Origin of the sequence: Treponema ruminis (assembly GCF_014201975.1) — a bacterium.
Classification (GTDB): Bacteria; Spirochaetota; Spirochaetia; order Treponematales; family Treponemataceae; genus Treponema_D; species Treponema_D ruminis.
This window is the reverse complement of record NZ_JACHFQ010000003.1, coordinates 71,815-92,227: the sequence shown is the minus strand read 5'-3', so window position 1 is coordinate 92,227 and position 20,413 is coordinate 71,815. Positions and strand designations below refer to the sequence as shown.

Annotated in this window: 14 protein-coding genes; 12 read left to right on the top strand and 2 right to left on the bottom strand. The window is 46.1% G+C overall.

What is annotated here, in order from left to right:
- Nucleotides 1–30: 30 nt before the first annotated feature.
- Nucleotides 31–1,230 (bottom strand): exodeoxyribonuclease VII large subunit, encoded by a 1,200-nt coding sequence (xseA, locus tag HNP76_RS04980; protein WP_184658106.1) that lies wholly within the window; start codon nucleotides 1,228–1,230, stop codon nucleotides 31–33.
- 152 nt (nucleotides 1,231–1,382) lie between these two features.
- Between xseA and HNP76_RS04975 the strand changes: the two genes are divergently transcribed.
- The 12 genes from HNP76_RS04975 to HNP76_RS04920 all read left to right on the top strand — a co-directional run bounded on the left by HNP76_RS04975 (nucleotide 1,383) and on the right by HNP76_RS04920 (nucleotide 19,202).
- Nucleotides 1,383–3,377 (top strand): type II secretion system protein GspD, encoded by a 1,995-nt coding sequence (locus HNP76_RS04975; protein ID WP_184658104.1) that lies wholly within the window; start codon nucleotides 1,383–1,385, stop codon nucleotides 3,375–3,377.
- Entirely contained in the window at nucleotides 3,374–4,558 is a 1,185-nt protein-coding gene (locus tag HNP76_RS04970) for a GspE/PulE family protein (protein WP_184658102.1), read from the top strand. The genes HNP76_RS04975 and HNP76_RS04970 overlap by 4 nt, the downstream gene beginning before the upstream one ends.
- Nucleotides 4,558–5,559, top strand: a complete 1,002-nt coding sequence (locus tag HNP76_RS04965) for a type II secretion system F family protein (protein ID WP_184658100.1) — start codon at nucleotides 4,558–4,560, stop codon at nucleotides 5,557–5,559. The genes HNP76_RS04970 and HNP76_RS04965 overlap by 1 nt, the downstream gene beginning before the upstream one ends.
- The gene (gene gspG / locus HNP76_RS04960) at nucleotides 5,556–6,038 is read left to right on the top strand and encodes a type II secretion system major pseudopilin GspG (RefSeq protein WP_184658098.1); all 483 of its coding nucleotides are present in this window, start codon (nucleotides 5,556–5,558) and stop codon (nucleotides 6,036–6,038) included. Before HNP76_RS04965 ends, gspG begins: the two co-directional genes overlap by 4 nt.
- Before the next feature lie 14 nt (nucleotides 6,039–6,052).
- Nucleotides 6,053–6,253 carry a hypothetical protein gene (locus HNP76_RS04955; protein WP_184658096.1) on the top strand — a complete coding sequence of 67 codons (201 nt, stop codon included), beginning with the start codon at nucleotides 6,053–6,055 and terminating at the stop codon, nucleotides 6,251–6,253.
- A 29-nt stretch (nucleotides 6,254–6,282) separates the two neighbouring features.
- Nucleotides 6,283–7,503, top strand: coding sequence for a hypothetical protein (locus tag HNP76_RS04950; RefSeq protein WP_184658094.1), 1,221 nt, complete (start codon nucleotides 6,283–6,285; stop codon nucleotides 7,501–7,503).
- Entirely contained in the window at nucleotides 7,493–7,999 is a 507-nt protein-coding gene (locus HNP76_RS04945; protein ID WP_184658092.1) for a carboxypeptidase-like regulatory domain-containing protein, read from the top strand. Before HNP76_RS04950 ends, HNP76_RS04945 begins: the two co-directional genes overlap by 11 nt.
- 9 nt (nucleotides 8,000–8,008) lie before the next feature.
- Nucleotides 8,009–8,491 (top strand): hypothetical protein, encoded by a 483-nt coding sequence (locus HNP76_RS04940; protein ID WP_184658090.1) that lies wholly within the window; start codon nucleotides 8,009–8,011, stop codon nucleotides 8,489–8,491.
- Nucleotides 8,488–9,960 carry a clostripain-related cysteine peptidase gene (locus HNP76_RS04935; protein ID WP_184658088.1) on the top strand — a complete coding sequence of 491 codons (1,473 nt, stop codon included), beginning with the start codon at nucleotides 8,488–8,490 and terminating at the stop codon, nucleotides 9,958–9,960. The genes HNP76_RS04940 and HNP76_RS04935 overlap by 4 nt, the downstream gene beginning before the upstream one ends.
- A gap of 30 nt (nucleotides 9,961–9,990) precedes the next feature.
- Nucleotides 9,991–15,756: an RHS repeat-associated core domain-containing protein gene (locus HNP76_RS04930; protein WP_184658086.1), complete on the top strand. Its 5,766-nt coding sequence runs from the start codon at nucleotides 9,991–9,993 to the stop codon at nucleotides 15,754–15,756.
- A gap of 122 nt (nucleotides 15,757–15,878) precedes the next feature.
- Complete coding sequence (locus HNP76_RS04925; protein WP_184658083.1) at nucleotides 15,879–17,642, top strand: hypothetical protein; 1,764 nt, start codon at nucleotides 15,879–15,881, stop codon at nucleotides 17,640–17,642.
- A 78-nt stretch (nucleotides 17,643–17,720) separates the two neighbouring features.
- Nucleotides 17,721–19,202, top strand: coding sequence for an acyl-CoA carboxylase subunit beta (locus tag HNP76_RS04920; RefSeq protein ID WP_184658081.1), 1,482 nt, complete (start codon nucleotides 17,721–17,723; stop codon nucleotides 19,200–19,202).
- A 245-nt stretch (nucleotides 19,203–19,447) separates the two neighbouring features.
- On the opposite strand, the gene HNP76_RS04915 is transcribed toward HNP76_RS04920, so the two are convergent.
- On the bottom strand, nucleotides 19,448–20,245 hold the full coding sequence (locus HNP76_RS04915; protein WP_184658079.1) for a formate/nitrite transporter family protein: 798 nt from the start codon (nucleotides 20,243–20,245) through the stop codon (nucleotides 19,448–19,450).
- Between the last annotated feature and the right edge of the window lie 168 nt (nucleotides 20,246–20,413).

The following is a 20,413-nucleotide window of genomic DNA, read 5'->3' as shown; positions in this document are numbered from 1 at the left end:
ACCACTGATTATGTAATCTGCCTTTTCTTATTATTCCACCCTAGCGTAGATTTTTCCATTTGCCGGAGTGATTTCAAGTCTTGTGCCTGCACTGGCGTCGAGCGGGCTTCGGACGATTTTTCCATCTTCGGTGCGTACCATTGAGTAGCCTCGGTTCAGGATTGTCTGGGGGCTTGCCTGCTCAAGAATGTGGACGCTCTGCTGGATGATTTGCCTTGTTTCCTTGATTTTCTGATTCATTCCATCAATCATGGCCTGGCGGGCGTTTTCCAGTCTGTTTAAAAGGGGCTGTTCGATTGAGCGGAAGCGGACTTCCATGTTGCCCACGTCGAAAGACTTAATCATGAGCTTTAATCTTTCAACTTTGCCTGTAATCTGATTGTAAAATTCTTCTTTATAGGCTGCCAGTCCCTGCAAAATGTCGCTCTGCTTGGGAACTACAAGTTCTGCGGCGGCTGACGGGGTGGGAGCGCGCATGTCGGCTGCGTAGTCGCTTAAAGCCCAGTCAATTTCGTGACCGACTGCACTTACGACCGGAATGTGGGAGCCTGCAATTGCACGGACGACGACTTCCTCGCTGAAAGGAAGCAGGTCTTCGAGGGATCCGCCGCCACGGCCTACAATGAGGACGTCGCACATGTCAAAGTCATTGGCGGTTTTAATCATGTTTGCGATTGTGACAGCCGCTCCTTCTCCCTGAACAAGTGCCGGTAAAATCACAACGTCAACGCCCGGATTCCGTCTCTTTGTAATCTGAAGGATGTCTCGCAGGGCAGCTCCGGTGGGGCTTGTTACGATTCCGACCCTTTTTGAAAACCGGGGAATCGGCTTTTTGCGCTCAGAATTGAAAAGACCTTCTTCTGCCAGCTTGCGCTTTCGTTCCTCAAGAATCTGAAGTATGTTTCCGGCTCCCGCAATCTCCATCTTGTTGATGATAATCTGGTAATTTCCGCGCGGTGCATAGACTGAAATGGAGCCGGTGCATTTGACCTTCATGCCGTCCTTGGGCACAAAATCAAGGCTCATTGCCCGGCCTCGGAACATTACGGCACTGATTTGAGCTCCTTCGTCCTTCAATGTGAAGTAAAGATGACCGCTTGAATTGGGCCTGTAATTTGAAATTTCACCCTCCAAAGTGATGTTTGAGAAGGTGCCTTCAAGAATTTCGCGGATTAAAGATGTGAGGTTTGAGACTGTAAAAACAGTGTCTTTGGGAAAAAGCTCGGTCATATTTTCTAAATTATACATAAAAATTTGAAAAAAATGCTGAAAAATTAAAAAAAAATTTGGATTTTACTGACTTTTTTCACTTTGCATTGCCGAAAACGCAAAAATTTTGGCAATTAATAGGCAAGAAGACAGAAAAAAAATGGAGGTATTTTGTGTTCTTGCTAAGACAAAAAATCCTGAGCCTGTTCTTGGGAATAATTCTTCTGCTGGGCAAGTCTCTTGCTTTTGCGGATGAAGCTTACGAATTCGTGAACCGGGACATTCATGAAATTCTTTACGCTCTTTCTCTCTACACGGGGCTTTCTATTTCTGCTGATGATACAGTTTCTGGAAAAGCCGACTTCCGTTGTACCGGGGAAAATTTCGACGAGTCTTTTGAGGCCTTCCTGCTTCAGTCCAGGCTTTATGTCGAAAAGTCAGACAGCCGCTGGACAGTCAGCCGTGTCCGCATTCAGAAAAACAATGAGTTGTATTCGCTCGATGCCTTTGATGTGAGCCCAATGCAGCTTTTTGAAAAGGTCGCGATTGCTACCGGTTTCTGTGTGACTTATGATTCCCTTCCTGCGGTCAAGGTGAGCCTGCACACTGGTTTCTGTAAGTCTGAGGAAATCTTGAAGAGGATTACCGGGCTTTGCATGGGATTTTCGCTTGAAAAGGAGCAGGAAAAATCTTTCCATGTAGCAAGGAACAATTCAAGTCAGAATCAGAACTCGATGGGCGGAAAGGCTTCCTTTGTTTTGAGCGAGGGTAAGTGGTTCGTGGACGTTCAGAACTCAGCTCTTTCGGCTGCGGCGGAAAAATTCTTTTCTCAGGCTGGGAAGGAATTCTGTTTCTCGCTCTCAAATGAGCAGAAAATCATGCGCGCCTGCTTCAAGTCAGAAAATTTTGACCAGGCTCTAGGGCTTCTTTGCATTCAGGCTGGGGCGGAATACATGATTCAGGACGGAGTTTATTTCCTCAAGGCTTCAAAGAATAAGAATCTTTTTGCTCAGGCAGGAAAGGTCTGGCGAAAGTGCGGGCTGAAATTCCTTAAAGGCAGCGAATGTCTTTCCCTGCTTGCCAAGAGGTTTCCTGAGCTGGAATGCATTCTTCTTGGGGACGGCCAGAATTTTTTGTTTCTTTCTGATGACGAAAAAGCTCAATCCGTGCTGGATTTTGTCGCCGGAGTTGACAGTAAAAACAAGGCCAGAGTCGTGAACCTTAAATATATCCGCACGGAAGATTTTATGGCTCACCTTCCGCCTTTTCTTGAAAAATCTTCTATCAGCGATACCGGTCACGGAGACAGCTTTTTCTTTGTCGGATCGGATGCGGCCTATCAAAGTCTTTTGGAAGAGCTGGCTGTGCTGGACAAGCCTGTTTCCAGAGTCCGCTACGACCTTTTAATCATGCAGTATCAGTCGACCAAGGGCAGCGAGTGGAATCCCAAATTTAAGGCGGGCAGGGCCAGAGTGGGCGACAAAAACGAGGGAGCCATTCAGCTTGGCAGCGTCCTCAACATGAATCTTGATGTCGTGAGCGCATTCGGCCTGCACTTTGCAGGTGAGCTTCAGTCAGCTATTTCTGAGTCCAGGGCCAAAGTCTTTGCCGACACGACTTTGAACGGCGTGAGCGGAAAGCCAATCAACTTTCAGAATACCAACACCTACCGCTACCGGGACAACAATCTGGATCCTGAGACCGGAGAGCCTATCTATTCGGGCATTACAAAGGAAATCATTTCCGGCTTAAAGCTTGAGGTAATCGGAATCGTAAGCGGCGACGGAATGATTACATCGAAAATCACGGCCAGCGTTTCTCGCCAGGGAACCGACTTGTCCACTACGACAGGAAATCCGCCGCCAACCAGCGAAAAAGTGATTACTACCGAAGTGAGGGCCAAATCCGGGGAGCCTGTTGTTTTGAGCGGGCTTGTCCAGGAAGAAGAAAATCAGAATATAAGCCGCATCCCCTTTTTCTCAAAAATCCCCTTAATCGGCCGGCTCTTTAAAGTTGACGAGGATTCAAACGAAAAGACAGAGCTTGTCATTTATCTTCTTCCCAGCACGGAAAGTTTTGACGCGGATAAAAAAGCTGAGAAAAAGCGAAAGGACTTTAAGAAACAGCTGCTTGATATTTCCGGTTGTGTGGCGGAGGCAAAAAAATGAGCAAGTTTGACCTGTCCGTTAATTTCAGCCTTCACAATGGCGCGGTTGTCCTCGAGAGCGAAGAAAATTTGGTAAAAATCGGCCTGACTGACATCTCAAACATGGAACTGCGAAAAAAACTTGTCAAATCGGTTGAGTCTTTTTTTGCTTCCCAGGGAAAAAAGCCTGAGAGCGAGATCTTTTGCGATTTTATTCCAATCGATGAAGGGCAGCTCAAGCATGAAATTTCCCTGCGTTATGGAGAAAGTGAGAGGGAAAACGAGAGGCTGAATGAAGCCAGTGAGGCGACCATGCTTTTGGACACCCTCTTGGACGAAGCCTGCAAAAAAGGGGCGACGGATATTCATATAGAAGAAAAATGCGTGCGTTTCAGGATTGCCGGGAAGCTGGAAGACATTACAGAGCTTTCTGCGGAAAAAAGCCGGGAACTTGTGCGAAGGATAAAAGTCCTTTCAAACCTCAACGTGCTTGAAAGCAGGCGGGCTCAGGACGGTCAGTTTGTGTTTTCCGGCCAGAATCAGGTTTTCGTGCGCGTTTCCTGTCTTCCGTCTTTTTCTGAGGGTGGGGCTGCTGAAAGTGTCGTTTTAAGGCTTTTGAACGTGACTAGAATTCCCCTTTCCCTTGAAGAACTCGGCTTTTCTGTGGACCAGTGCGGCCAGCTTGAAAAAGTCCTTCAAAAGGAGCAGGGGCTGATTTTGATTTCTGGTGCGACCGGCAGCGGAAAATCGACGACGGCGGCTTCTCTTTTGACCCGGCTTGAAAAAATCTACGGCCGCAGGAAAAAAATCATCACGATTGAAGACCCGCCTGAGTACCTTCTTGACGGCGTGACTCAGATTCATGTGGACGAAGAGACCGGCATGAGCTTTTCGGATGCCCTTCGCTTTATCTTCCGCCAGGACCCGGACGTGATTTTCGTGGGCGAAATCCGCGATTCACTGACCGCAAAAACGGTCCTTCAGGCTTCACTTACAGGTCATCTGGTTTTTGCGACAGTCCATACGGGCGGAATTAGGGAAACTTCAATCCGAATGAGGGAACTGGGCGTGGATTTTTCAGAATTTTCGACTGTCCTTCTTGCCGTGATTTTTCAGAAGCTGATTTCTGATGAGGCGGGCAGGGTTGGTCTTGAGGCCCAGATTGAAATTCCAATGGCAGAACAAGTGAAGGAGGTTTTTTAATGGACTCATTTTTCAATTTCTTTTCCAGGAAAAAGCGACTTATTTCTTTCACAGAAAGACTTTCTGAACTCGTCTCCAGCGGAATTCCTCTTCAAAAATCGCTTGGAATCCTGGGGAGAATTTCTTCCGGGGACAAAAAACTTTCAGAATTCTGCCTTTCCCTTCAAAAATCTCTGGCGGAGGGAAGCAAATTTTCAGCCGCAATGAGCATGTCGGATTTTGTAAAAACTCCTGACTGGTATCTGGCCTACATCAGCGTGGCCGAAGAGTGCGGGAACCTTGCAAGCCTGCTTCTGCACCTGAAAAAACTTCTCTGCCATGAAAAGGAAAGCCGGGAAAAACTTATTTCAGCCCTGCTTTATCCGGGATTTTTGGTTTTGCTGACCGCTCTTTCAGGCTTTTTTTCAGTCCGTTTTTTCCTTCCGGCTTTTTCTGAGCTTTTTAGTGGCGGCGAAAAGTCTGCCCGGGCGATTGAGGCTGAGGCTTTGAGGACAATGCTTTTTGCTGACCTCTTTCTTTTTGCAGGCTTTTTCCTGCTGGTCTTTATTTTGGGAAAAGTTATTCGCGTAAGTCCCTGCCTCAACGTGCTCAGGACGATGGATTTTCTTTCTGAAAATTCCCTTCCGACTCTGGCGGCAGTCAACTGTGCTTTTGCCTTCTGTGAAAGGGATAAAAAACTTGCCGGGGCCCTGCTTTCTGTTAGGGAGCAGCTTTTGGATGGGGAGAAAATCGCCCTCTGCTTTGGAAAATGCTTTGAGAAAGCGGGCTTTAAAAAAGAAGGACTTCTGCTTTCGGAAAATCTTTCCTTGTGCGAGGAAACCGGGAAAAACAACGGCTTTAAAAAGACGGCCAATTACATCTGGACAAAGCATGAGGGGCAGGAAAAGGCCTTTCTTGCTCTTGTGCAGCCAATTTTGCTTATTCTTGCTTCATTTTACATCACCTTGATTTTAAAAACGGCTTTTTTGCCATACATCACAAATTTTGGAGGACTTATATGAAAAAAATCACGCGGAAAAATCTTGGAAAACTGAAAAATCGTAAGGATGCCGGCTTCACCTTTATCGAGACTCTGGCCGTCCTTGCCGTGACTGCAATCCTTACTTCTCAGGTTGGAATTGCGGCCCACAAGATGATTCAAAAAGCCCGGACGGCTTCGGCAAAGGCTCAGATTGAGCAGCTTAAGCTTTCGCTTCAGAACTATTTTGCTGACTGCGGGCGTTTCCCGACCGAGGAACAGGGGCTCATGGCCTTGTGGGAGGAACCTGAGCTTTTTCCTCTGGCAGAAAACTGGAACGGTCCCTACACGGACAAAAAAATTACGGCTGATCCCTGGGGCAACCAATACATCTATGTGGTCAAGGATACGGCAAGCGGGGTGGAGCTTCCAAAAGGGCTGCCCTTCGGAATCATTTCGCTGGGAGCGGACAAGAGCGAGGGTGGTACCGGCTCTGACAAGGACATACTTTCATGGGAATAAAAAAGGAGGAAAAAATGAAAAAACTTATGAAAAAGATTTTGCTGACAAGACTGATTCTGGAAGAGTTCAAAAGAAATCTGGGCTACAGCTACCTGCTTTTCACGGCCACTGGGATTTTCTGCCTGCTGACCTTCCTCTTGTGCACTGTGATGGCAATCGGAAAGTCCCTTGCCGGCACTTCAAATTTTCTGGCCATGGATTACATGCTCAGATAAAAAAAAGCTGATTCAAAAAGGAGAAAATTATGAAAAAAACAATTATCAAAGCGTCTGATTATGAATTTTACAGGATTTTCCTTCCCTGGAAATGTATTTTTTCCCACCGAAGGAATTTTATCGTGAGCCAGCTGGAGAAAATGCACCCGCGTTTTTCAGCCAATTGCTGCTATGACACGAAATATTCGCTTGAAAAGAAAAATCTGCTTGCCGAGGTCGTCGTCATGGAAAAAGCAAGCCTGGCCCAGTATAAGAGCGGGGGCGGAAAACTCTATCTTGAGAGCGAGAAGAACCGCAAAGTCTTTTCGGGCGGAACTAAAATCTTGCAGGCCTGCAGTCTTGCCCTGCTTGTGCTCTCGGGAATCTTTTCGTTCAGAATCGCAAAATCCCTCATGGCCCCGGAATCTTCCAGCAGCGAGAAAATTTGCTCTCAGATTCTGGAAGACGAAAAAGTCCTTGCTGCCCCGGAAAAATCTCTTTCTCATGCGGAAGAGCTGATTTCCTCGGTTTTTGCTTCGGTAAGCTCTCACGGCGGAAAAGTTGCCACGTTTTCGTATAACAGAAATGACTCACTTGCAAATGGAAAGGCCGGTGGTCTCTGCACTTTTTCGATAAAGGGCTGTAACTGCGAGGAAGTCGCCAATGCCCAGTACTGCGTCGTTTCCTTCAAGGATAATGAGCCCCAGTTCGAGATGGTTCTTCCTTTCAGCTGTGATTTGCCCGCAAAAAAAATCATTCCGGAAGGAGAAAAGGCGGCTGAGGAAGAGATTGCCTCTGTGGTTGCAATCAGAAAGCAGCTGAGGGACCTGGGGGCTGTCTTTGAAGGGGAGCGTAACGGAGACGAAAGCGTGGAATTCTCTTTCTTTGCCCGCCGGGAAATCCTTTATTCCTGCCTGAAAATTGCGGCGACAGAAGCTGAAAATGCCTGCTGGGCAGAAAAGTTCATTTCCCTTTCTGAGAAGGGCGGAATGTGTAAGGTAAAGCTGGTTTTCCTCAAAAAGATGGAGCCTGATTCATTCAGTCCCCTGCAGCTTGCGGCCCAGTACGCCTATCTTTTCGGCTCGGAAATCAAGCTTGCCAAAAAGCCCGCAAATCTTTTTCAGCTTGCTCCGGCTTCTTCCGGTCCTGGCCTGATAGCAAAAAATAAAATCGGTGAAATCAAGAAAAAAGACGGCTCTGTCCTTGTCTGCTACAGAAATTCGGACGGTCGTATGGCATTTGAAAAAAAGGAGCTTGTAAATGCGAACTAGTAAATTCTTTTTGATTATTCTTTCAGCGCTTTTCTTTTCGTGCGCTTCAACAAAATTCGAAGGGAAAGCCGTTCTCACTGGCAGGGTCTGTGACACGGATGGAAAGCCTGTTCCCAATTATCACATAAACGCCGGAATCGGCTTAAACGCAATCACTGATGCGGGCGGAGTCTTTGTAATCCGCGACCTGCCTGCCGGAAATTATGTTATCTCTGGCTCAGGAGACGGCTGGTGCTCGACTGAGCAGGAAGTTTCTTTTTACGACAGAAAATCAATTGTCTGCATTGAGGTGGAAAGCCTGGAGTCGATTTTGCCCCAGATTGAAAGCTTTATAAAGGAAAAGAATTATTCTGCGGCAAAAAAACTTCTCTACAAGTCCAAAAAGCTGAATGAATCCAATGCAATTTTTAACTGCTACAAGCAGCTGATTGCATATTGCTCATCTCCATCGTCCAAGCACGAAAAGGCCTTTCTTGCAAGCCTTGAAGGTTTTTAGGAGGTCGGAATGCAGAATAAAATTTTCTTTGTGATAAAGGTGCTCTTTAAGTATCTTTTGCCGTCGATTTTACTGCTCACGTCCTTCATGTCTTGTGAGACGACGGACTGTTTTTCATGTCCCTATCTGATTTCAAATCCCCATGTGGAGCTGGGAGAATTTGAAGACAAGCACAAATTTGCCGGAATGCACTTCGGTCTTTTCAATGACAGCAGCAAGAGCATCGATTCATTTACCCTGTCCTTCATGCTTTACGATTCGGACGGCGAAAATCCCTTCAACTGCTCGAACTGCATAGTCTCCAAATGCCAGTGGTTTATGGCAGCCGGCTCAAACATAGATTTCGTGATAAATCTTGACCATTACATTTCAGTCCTGCCCGACGAGCCCTATCTTGTGGATTTCATCTATGTGCGGGAAATCCACTATTCGGACGGCAGCGTCTGGAAGGATCCCTACGGAATGTTCTGTGTGACGGAGGAGCATGAATGAAAAAATATCTGAGACTGATTCATATTCTTTTCCTGCTGACTATTTTCTCTTCCTGCGGAAACGATTATTCCTGCCCGGATTCCTATGTGCTTCCCAAAGATGACGGCAAGACTGCAAAACCGGCTGCGGAATCAGAAAGTCCGGCTGGCGATAGTTCTTCGGAAGAAAGTTCAGGCGAAGAAGACATTTATTATCCTGATGATACGCTTTACGAAGTCGAAGTTGATGAAAAACTTGACGAGGATTTGAGCCTGCATGAAAAAAGGAAGTGGACTTTTCTTCTTTACATGGCCGCCGACAACAATCTTGAGGGAGACGGAATCACTGACTTCAACGAGATGGAGCAGGTCGACTACGGAGAGGACGCCAATCTTCTGGTTCTTTTTGACCGTTCGGAAAACTATGATGCGACGAACGGCAACTGGACTGACACCCGGCTCTACAGGATTTCAAAGGACGAGCAGCAGAACAAGACCATGATTGCAAGCGAGTGGCTGGACTGCGAGGAACTTTGCCTAAAAAAGGATGGCGCGACCGAGCTGGACATGGCAAATCCCCTTACGATGTCAGGATTTTTGTCCTTTGCAAGAAGATGTTATCCTGCTGAAAATTATGCCCTGATTATCTGGGGTCACGGAACAGGCTGGCGTTCTTCTGAGCTTCCGGCTGAGCCTTATCGGGCCGTCGCCATCGATTCTGCTTCTTCTTCCTACATGACCATTTCCCAAATGAGGCAGGCGATTTCAGAGGGCATGGGCGGGGAAAAAATCAGCGTGATTGGCTTTGACACCTGCTTCGGAGTCTGCCTTGAAAGCGCATACGAGCTTTCTTCCTGCGCAAAATACATGGTCGGCACTCCGGCCCTCGTTCCTGAAAGCGGCTGGAACTACACGGACCTTTTCACAGACTTTCTGGCAGGTAAAAAGACCGTCTCTTCCTTTATGGAAGCCGCTTGCTCCCAGTTTAAGAAAAGCTATAAAAACTACACTTACGCCGCTTTTTCCTGCATCAATCTGGAGAAAATCCCTGAGCTTGTAAACCAGCTTTCCCTTTACGCAAAAAGTCTTGCGGCCTCGATAAAGACTAAAGACGACAGGGATAAGGTCTTTTCAGTCTTTACGGAAAAATGCGTTTCCTACTGCGCGGTTTCATATCCCAGCGATTTTTACGTTGACTTGAAGGACTTGCTTTCCTTTATGGATTCAAACGACAGAAAAAGCAGGCTGGTCCGATCTCTAAATGACTCACTCGTTTCTTCATGGAGCGCTTCCGGCCGCACGGCTTCCATGGGGCTTTTCTTCTGCGTTTACCAGAGCAGCGGCGTGATTCAGGCATCGCATCCGTCCATGTACACCAACGGTTCCCGCGATCCACTTGTAAGCCGCTTTGTTACGGATTGCACGGGCTACGTTCCCTGCATAAAGAAAAATGGAAGCCTTTTGGAAAAACTTTTTTACACAAATTTCTAAAAAAATTCTGATTTTAAAGGAGGTGTGCTTATGAAAAAAAAATTTTCTCTTTTGAAAGTTCTGGCTCTCTTTTTGATTTTATTCTCGGCCTCTACTTTCAGGCTTTATGCTGATGACGACGATTCTGATTCCGATGACGGATGGAGCGACTCAGGCTGGAGTGATGATTCGGACGACTCTGATGACTGGAGCGACGACGACTGGGGCGATTTTTGGAGTGACGATTCCGATGATGATTGGGATGATTCGGATGATTCGGATGATTTTGACTGGAGCGACTGGTGGGGAGACGACTGGTGGGGAGACGACTGGGATGACAGCTACAATGATTTCTGGTCGGGTAATGATTTTGATGATTATTATAACGACGATGACGAAGATGACGACGATGATGACCTCACTTACAATGTTCCCAACGGTTCCGGCGGTTTTGATACGATTGGCTATGATGATGTCTTTGACGAGGAAGGAAATTTCATTTACGACTACACAGGTCCGGGCGACAAGGCTGAAAACGAGGCCGTAATTGCTGAGATTTTCGGCGGTGGCGGCGGAAAGCCTGGGGCTGGTGACAGTTCCGAGGATGCCGAGGGCTATCTATCCATGTACATTGAGGCGGTTCAGGCTCTTGAGGAAGCCATGAAGTGCGGCGAGGATTTACAGACAATTGAAAACCTTGAGTTTGCCGTTTCCGTCTATCAGGAGGCACTGGATGATTACTGCAATCAGAATTCCTATTCTTACAGTGTGAGCGAAAACAGTCACTTCGGTGTAGTCACAAATGAGAATGGAAAGACCGTCTGCCATGTCGGGGATCCTGTAATCCTTTCGTCCGGGGACTTTATCATCGATGACGTTGATTTTTCGGTCAGGGGAAGAAAGTCGGTCTTCTGCTTTGAAAGGCATTATTCTTCCGGGGACGAAGCCCAGCATGAAATCCCGCATGGAATTTACGGTCAGGGCTGGGCATCGAATCTTGAGACTAGGATAATCCGGGGAAGGGCGGATCTTTATTCAGAAAATCTTTCTGCCTGGGAAAATTATATTTCCCGTCTTGAAGATTACGCTGATACGATAGAGGGCTATGTCGATATTGACCCGGACTGCTCTTCCGTCTATGACGACATGATTCAATTTATGGAAGAAGAGGCGGCAAAAAGTCAGACAATCCGGGAGAGGGCGGAAAAAAACGAAGAGGTCAGGCTTTTAAACCGCTACGTCTCCTATGGGCTTCCATCAGAGCATGAGGCGAATATCGGCTTTGATTCCCTGATTTATGTTCAGGACAACGGATCTCTTGCAATCTTTAGAAAGGACGAAAACTCTTCCTATGAAATGATTTCTCCAAACAAGAGCATAAGGCTTGAAATCACTGAGCTGGAAAAGGGCTTTTGCGTAACATATCCTGTCACGGGCGAAAAACGCTATTACTCAGAATACGGACTTCCAGAGCGCTTTACTTACAGAAATGGCGGAAAAATCGAATTCTTCTACGATGAAAACATGAAGCTCTCCCATATAATCCTTGATGAAAAGCGCAGGCTTAATTTCGGCTGGGAAGGAAATAATCTTGCATACATACTTGATCTTAATTCCGGGGCTAAAATTTCCTACGGCTATGAAAATGCCAGGCTTTCTTCCGTCACGGACATTGATGGCGACATTAAAAAATTCTCCTACAACTCGGACGGTCTTCTTTCAAAGCAGATTAAGGCAGACGGATCTTCCGTGGAATTTGACTATGAGCTTATCGAGGGTAAGATGCGGACTGTGGCGACTGTTGACGAGAAGGGGGCGAGGGAATCTTTCAGCTACAATATTTCTCAAAAAAGCATGGTTTACACTGACCCAGACGGATTTTCCACAAGCTACACTTACGATGATTTTGGAAGGACTCTGACTGTCGAAAAAAATCCTCCGGCTGGCGGAAGCAATCTTTCTTTCCTTGAATATGAATATGATTCTTCCGGCTTTTTGACCGCGAGCTTTGAAAACGGCGAAAAAACGAGCTATGAATACGACCAGCTTGGAAACATGACCCAAAAAACTTACCCCAAGGGCGAATCTGAAGAGTGGACTTATTCAGGCTATCTGCTTACTTCCTTTAGGGATAGGCAGGGCTTTCTTTATCAGTATTATTATGACTCATCTTGCCGCCTTACAGACATTTATTATAAGGAAGAACTTGTATTCCACTTTGACTATGACTCTCAGGGGCTTCTTTCCTGCCGGAAGGACAATTACGGGCGGCAGACTGATTTTTACTATGACGAGTGGGGCAACATCACCGAGAGGGTCTTGAAATTTTCGGGGCTTACAAAAAGTGAAAAGTGGACTTACGATTCTCTGGGGCGCCTGACTTCCTATACTGATGTCCTGGGCCGGAAGAGCGAGTTTTCATATTCCCCCCACGCAAAAAGAGTGAAACTGTACAACGGGCTTCAAATCGAGGAAGAGTATTCTTCAAGAAAACTGCTTCTCAAAAGGACTGAGACTGACCTGCACACAGGCGAAAAGCGGGTTCACAGCTACGAATACGATAAGAACAAGTCCTGTACCGCAGAGTACATTTCTGGCGTGGATTCCCGGAAAAATGTAATCAGTCCGCTTTTGCTTGCATCCATGGAATACCGGCCCTCTGGAAAGCTTGCCTCATACCTGGAATTTGACGTGCTCGACGACATTAATAATTCTTTTGCAACGGAATTCGCCTATGATTCGCTGGGGAATTTTGACTACGCCCTCTCGTCCCTCTATGAAAATCCTTCCTCGGAGCAGTACGCCCTTACTTCCTATCCGGTAAAAACTCTGCCCGGAAAAGCCCTTTCTGATATATGCTCCCCGGAAAAATCTTCTTACCGCTCAGGCGATTCGCTAGTCCTTTTGGAATATGATCTTCTGGGAAGAGTCACGGACAGAAAGATTTGTGAGACTGACGGAAAAGTCGTGAGGGAAGATGCCTGGATTTATGAGGACGGAAAAGTGATTCATATTTCAGGCGGAAAATACTATGAATACTTCTATTATAACGCTTTCTCCGAGCTTGTAGCCTATGTCGATGGTGAGGGTAATAAGACTGAATATATCCGCGACATTCTGGGCCGGGTTTGCATACAAATTGACCCTTACGGCGAAAAGACTTTTATGACCTATAACGGCAGAAATCAGCTGGAGTCAGTCACTTACCCGGACGGCATCAGGGAGCAAATGCAATATGACGGCCGCTCAGAAATCATTGCTGAGCCTCTTGAAAATCCTGGCCGCCAGATAGTCTCTTCCCCGGACGGAAAAACTTACACTGTAAGGAATTTTTCTGGAGGCGAGAATATTTATTCTTACAATGAAAAGGGACTGCTTCTTTCCTGGCAAAACTCCCTGGGAAAAAAGTGCGGGATAAGCTACAATGCCGACTCTTCCATCGCAAGCCAGACGGATTTTAATGGAATCAGAAAGGATTTCACTTACGGAAAAAACTCCACAAAAGTCGATAGCTCAGACGGAAGTTCATTCTTCTACCAGTACGATGCTTGCGGTAATTTGACCCAGGCTTCTGACAGTGACGGAGAATTATTCTTCACTTACGATAAGGCAGGGCTTTTGCAGAGTCAGGGCGACGGCAGTCTTTCAGGCAAAATAGCGTATTCCTATAATCGTGCAAAAAAGCTAGTCAAAATCGAGGCTGAAAAGAGAGTCATCACTTATATTCGCGGCAAAAAGGGCGAAATCCTTGAAATTACGGACACGGTAAGCGTTGAGGCTTTCCCGTCAAAGATTTCCGTGCGTTTTAGCTATGACAAGTGCGGCAGGGAGACACTTCGCGTATACGACAGCGGAGAAAGCCTGAACACCTTTTACGACGAATACGGCAGGCGGATTTTGTCCATCGGCTATTCAGCAGACATGAGTCCTCTTTTTATCGACGGACTTGTCTATGACCAGGCCGGGAAAATAATCTGCTCGCTAGACTCTGACTTTCAGCTGCGTCTTTATTCTTATGATTCAATGGGCAGGCTCAAGTCAGTTTCATATCCTTATTCAGATTCCCTTGCCCAGAAAATGAAGTCTGAGATTGGGGCGGCAGGACTTTATTATCTTGAAAATTCCGCCGGCTTTGAAAGGCATTCCCTTGATTCTAAGCTCTATTCCCAGATTCAGGAGCTTTGTTCAAGAATTGGCATGGGCGGCTATCAGATAAATCCTTCTGAAACGATGATAAGCGAGCAATATGAATATGATTCAAACGATAACATGATAAGGAAGACAAATCCTTTCGGGGCAATAAGCTATGCCTACGACAGCGAGAACAGGCTCCTTTCATGGGGAAATTCCGGCCGGGCTTTTTACGATGCGAACGGAAATATGATTTCAAAGGAAGATGCCTTTTCTAAAGTTTCCTATAAATACAATTCCGAAAACCGCATCGAGGAAATCCATGGCCAATCTCTTTTGGATGACAGTCTTTTTGTCAGAAAATATGCCTACGACGCCTTGGGCCGCCGCTCAGAGTCCTGGAGCAACAATGAGGGAAAAAGCCGGAATGCTTATATAGGACTTGGAAACATGCTTTTTGCCAGCCTGCAGGAATTTTCAGATGCTGATGAAAATATTTCCGCCTTTCAAGCTGGAAAAGGGCGTACCAAAAATGAAAGCGAGCCGCCATCGTCCGGAAGATATGTCTTTATCGGGGATAAAGCTTCTGACAAGGGCGGGGTAAAGACTTCTTCTTATTCTGGAAATATCCATCCCCTTTATGATTATGATGGAAACTTAATTTCCTATTTTTCTTTCGGCCATGAGACTGGCGGGGAAAAACGCCTTTTGATGACTGACAGGGCGGGTAGCGTCCGAAGTGAAATTTCGGCTCAGGGCCAGGTAAGCCACTATCTTTATGATGTTTTCGGCCTTCCCCTTGCTGATTCTGGAAAATTCGCCTTTGCCGGAAAGCGCTTTGATTCAGAAAGCTGCCTCTACGACTTTGGCTTTCGTGATTATTGTCCTGAATATGCCCGCTTTTCTTCGGTCGATCCCATTCACGATGGCCTTAACTGGTATGCCTATTGCCGGGGAAATCCTGTTGAATTTTATGACATGTCAGGTCTTTATCCTGTAAAAAGCGAGGAACAGTACATGCAGGATATGGGGCACGTCTATCTTGGAAATTCTTCCAGTGAGTATGCTGATTTAGAGGGCTGTCTTGTAACGGCGATTGCAGAAAGTCTTTCGGCCATTACCGGCGTTCCTGTGACCAACGACTATATCAACGCCATTCAAGCCTGCTTTACTGGCGGAAATATTTCCTGGGATGGAATTGAGTCCACATTCGGCCTGACTAAATCCACGGACTTCAAGGCCCTCTCTGACGTTACCGATGACAGCGTGAAAAAGGGCGGTATTGTTTCCATGGTGAATCAGGGGCGGCATTCATATGACATGATTGATTACCTGATGAGGGGAGAGGCCCTAAAAGATAACAGCGCAGTCAAAGGGCTTGTCGCCATCGAAGACATCAAGGACGTAAAGAACACCCTTTCCCTGATTGAAAAGTCCGGGGAGGCAAAAGCCGTTCTTGCCCAGGTAAATCTTGACGGCAGCTGCCTGCATTTCGTCGGAATCGGAACTGACATAAAGACGATTCAGGGGCAGCAGGTTGTCGCCATAACGGCAACCTCAAAATTCGATACGGCCTCACAGCTTGGAAATAACCGGAAAGAGCAGGGCTGGATTGTCGACAAGGGCCAGGTCTATCTTCCGATTACGCTGATTAACAGAATTGATACGCTGACAAAGGCTCAGTGATGATGGCAAAAGTCGCAGGTCTTTGACATAGAAACCTTCACCTTCGGACTTGTTCCGAAGGTCTTTCTGTAAAACGAAAAATTAACCTTGCTTTTATGGGCTTTTATCACTAAATTTATTCCATGAATATCGTTAAAATTACAGAAAACTCACTTCTTCTTTCTTCCGGCCTTCCACAGAATTCTTTTGCAAAGACCGACATGGAAAAGCTTTTGAATGAAAAGAGCATTATTCTTCATATAACAAAAGACACAATTGCCTGCGAATTTTACACTTTTGACGGCACTAAAGTTGGCGAAAAGGACGAAACTTATTTTGAGGGAAAGGCTTTTCCGGGCGAATTCCTTTCGGACATCCTTGAAAAAGAGGATTTCGAAGCAAAGGACAGGCTTTCCCTGGCTAATTTTTGCCGGGCCGTGGATTACATCCTTCAAAATCAGAATTTGTTTGATGGAGCAGACTTTACAGCAGGCGGCAAGGGAATCATCATCAAGTCTGACTCAGATTCTTCCCACATCCTCTTTTTGTCGGCCGCCCTTTTTGATGCCTGTGCCCAGAATCACAGGGGGGACTACTCAGAGCTTCAGGGAAAATATATTTACAAGGGACTGGATTATGAGCAGCAGCTCTGCTTTTTGCGGGGAACGGTCGCTTACACAGCCCTGGCCGGTCACTTTCCCTTTGAAAACGAAAACACAAGCCAGAGGCAGGAAGATATTTTTGACGAAAACTTTATCCCTCTCGACCTCTGGAATCCAGGCATCGACAAAAATCTCGCCCAGAGCATAGAATCTTCTTTAAAAGCAAAAATCACCCAGAGCATCATGGCTGGAAAGAAGAACCTCACCGACGTAAAGGCTGAGAACAAAAAACAGAAGCTGCTCAAGGAAGCAAAGGCTTTTGATTCAAATATTTTCCTTTCAGAACTGGAAAAAGATTTCCGGGGCAAGCAGGATGATGAATCTCTGGCAGAAAAGCGGCAGTCCTTTGTCAGCCGAAAGAACAGTCAGCTCAGGGTAAAAAGATTTTTGAGGCGCAACAAGAGCCGGATTATCGCGGCAGTTGCTGTCATTCTCTTCGCTTCCTGGGGTGCCGACAGCATGATCAAGCAGAACGGCAAACTCCTCACGACCAGGGGCATGACTTCAATCGAAGCGACCCAGGCCTACTACTCAATGATTCACAGGATGGAAGTTTCAGGACTTCAGGAAGTAATCAAAGGCAAAAAGACCAAGGACCTCTTCGCAAAAATCAGCGCCTATTACGTTGCATCAAAGCAGAGGCTTCAGGTTCACCCGGACAACGGAACTGTAACTCCGGCAAAATGGTTCTTTTATAGAAAGGCTTCAAAAAACTGGATGTTCGGCATCACAAAGCTCACGATTGACGGACAGGAATTCGCCGCTGACAAAAAATACCCGGTCAGAAGCGACAAGCCCCTTCCTCTCACAGAAGAAAATGGCAGAATCCTGAAGGAAGGAGACCAAGTCACTCACACGGCAGAATACTATCTTGTCGAGCAGGCTGAATCAAAAATCTACATTCAGAAAATCACTGACATCGTAACCCTCCGCTACATTGGAAAGCGCTGGCGGGTTGTTAATGCCGATGGAAAGGCAAAAGTAAGCGACGTAAAGGCCAAGGATTTCGCCAAAGAATACTACGAGCTGCTCGGAAAAAGCCTTGAAAGTCAGGAAGACATGCTGCAACCAAAAGCAAGCCAGGATGATGATTTAAGGGAAGAAAGCGCGTCTAAAATCCGGCCTGCAATTGAAGTCCTCAGGCAGAAATATGACTGGATTCCAAGTGAGGAAGACATGACTTTTGCGGCTGAATTCCTTTTCAATGAATACGGAAGCATCGAGGCGGAAAAGTTTTTAAAATGACAAAATTTCATTTTTTGTCATATTGACATTTTCGCGAGAGAAATATACACTTTTTACATCTTTTATACGAGGTGTATTATGGCTTTTGAATACAATCTTGAAAAGCAGCACGCTAAAGGTAAACTCCACGCAATCGAGCGCATCAATGCTCTTGTGGACAAAGACAGTTTCATGGAAATTTACGCCGCAGCACGTCATCAGTGTACGAACTTCGGCATGGATAAAAAAGACATTCCTTATGACGGCGTAATCACCGGATTTGGAACAATCAATGGCCGCAAGGTCGCAATCTATTCACAGGATTTCACAGTTCAGGGTGGTTCTCTGGGTAAAGTTCACGGCGAAAAAATCGCTGAGCTTATCGAAAAGGCCATCGAATACAAATGCCCGGTTATCGGCGTAAACGATTCGGGTGGAGCCCGCATTCAGGAAGGCGTTGATGCCCTTTGCGGTTACGGCGAAATCTTCAAGCAGAACGTCCGCGCTTCCGGCGTCATTCCTCAGATTTCAGTAATCGTCGGTCCTTGTGCAGGCGGAGCTGTTTACTCACCAGGCCTCACAGACTTCATCTTTACAGTCGACAAAATCTCTGAGATGTACATCACAGGTCCAAAAGTCGTTAAACAGGTTATGTTCATGGACATTTCTTCTGAGGACTTGGGCGGTGCTGCAATCCACGCTCAGAAATCAGGCGTTGCCCACTACCGCGCTCAGAACGAAAAAGAGTGCTTCGAAAAGGTCAAGGAATTGCTGGACTACATTCCACACTTCTATGGTGACAAAGTCAAGGCTGATACAAAATTCAAATTCTCTTCAAAAAAAGCAAAAGAGATTCAGAATGTATTGCCTGAGTCAAGCACAAAGGGCTATGACATCAAAAATGTAATCGAAAACGTAATTGATGACGGCACATTCTACGAAATCATGCCAGAATTCGCTGCAAATGCTGTAGTCGGCTTCGGCAAAATCGAAGGAAAGACAGTCGGTATCGTTGGAAACAACCCTGGCTTCTTCGGCGGCGTATTGAACTGCGACGCATCAGACAAAATTTCACGCTTCGTCCGCTACTGTGACTGCTATGACATCCCATTGCTCACATTCGTTGACGTTCCGGGCTTCATCCCAGGACCACAGGAAGAGCAGAAGGGAATCATCCGCCACGGAGCAAAACTCCTTTACGCATACAGCGAGGCTAGCGTTCCAAAAGTAACCGTAATCACACGAAAGGCATACGGCGGCGCATACATCGCAATGTGTTCAAAGCACCTCGGCGCTGATTTCGTCTACGCATGGCCAAAGGCAGAAATCGCCGTAATGGGTGCAGAGGGCGCAATCGGAATCCTCTACGCAAAGGAAGCTGATCCGAACGTAAAGGCTCAGAAAGGTCAGGAATACCGCGAGACTTTCATGACTCCGACAATCGCAGCTCAGCGTGACTACATTTCGGCAGTAATCAATCCGGAAGAAACAAGAGCAAAAGTCGTTCAGAGCTTTAACTTCCTCGAAGGCAAAACTTCAAACGACGTAATCTGCAAAAAGCACGGAAATATCCCACTGTAATAATTAACAATTAGCAGTGACAATTGAATTCGGGACATTGGAAGCAAATCTTCCTCGTCCCGATTTTTTTATGCTAAGACGAAGATGATTAATTTTTTTTAATAAGCCCGAAAAATAAAAAAAACGGCTGGAGTTGGGGTTCTGACACAAACCCACCTGAGCTTTGCTCACTGTGGCGTTTGGGGCAGTGTTCCCAACGGGAAGCCGTTTTTTTAGGTTATCAGATATTTCTTAAAAAAAGAAGATTAATCATCCTCGTAACCGCGCATTGCACGCATGTAAGCGAGGTAATATCCGCCACCAACGAGGAATGAACCGCCTACGAGGTTGCCCAGGGTGACTGGAATGAGGTTCATTATGAAACCGAAGAACGAAATGTTACCGGCTGCTCCGTAGACATGCTGTGCAAGCATTCCGGCCGGGATAAAATACATGTTTGCAACGCTGTGTTCGAATCCACATACGATGAAAAGGAAGATTGGCAGGAAGAGGGCGATGATTCGGCCGCTGAGCTCTTCTGCAGCCTGGCTGGCCCATACAGAGATACAAACCAAAACGTTACAAAGAATGCCCTTGATGAAAGCGTCTACAAAAGGAATGTTTGCCTTTACAGACGCTGTTGTCATTACAGTTTTTACAAGCTCGCCGTTATAAAGAGAAATTACGTGACCGTAATTTGCAAGAAGAGCGATGAAAAGACTGCCAACAAAGTTTCCGAGATAGACAATTGTAAGGTTCTTGAGGAAGTCCATCATGGAAATCTGCTTATCAAGAACAGGAATAAACAAAAGACAGTTGCCTGTAAAAAGCTCACCACCTGCGATAATAACCATTGAAAGGCCAATCGGGAAGATGATGCCGCTCAAAGCCCGACCAAAAGCCACAGGAACAACACCGCATGAAATAATCTGGCTTCCAAGAGCGCCGAGAGCAATGAATGCACCCGCGAAAATCGCAAGAATGAAAGTCTTCAAAACAGGCTGTTCAGTTTTTGTGGAGCCGAGCAGCGAATAGAGTTTAATAATCTCTGATGGTAAATGCATATCTTCTTCCTAAAAGTTATAGTATGTTAACAAAATTCTACCACTTTATGACTTTTTTGTCTATTATTTTTTCTTAATCTTCATTTAATGTTTATTTCAGTTAATTTTTACATTCTTTTTTTTCACTTGTTTTAATGTGTCCGCTGATTTATAATTAACTCAGAACAT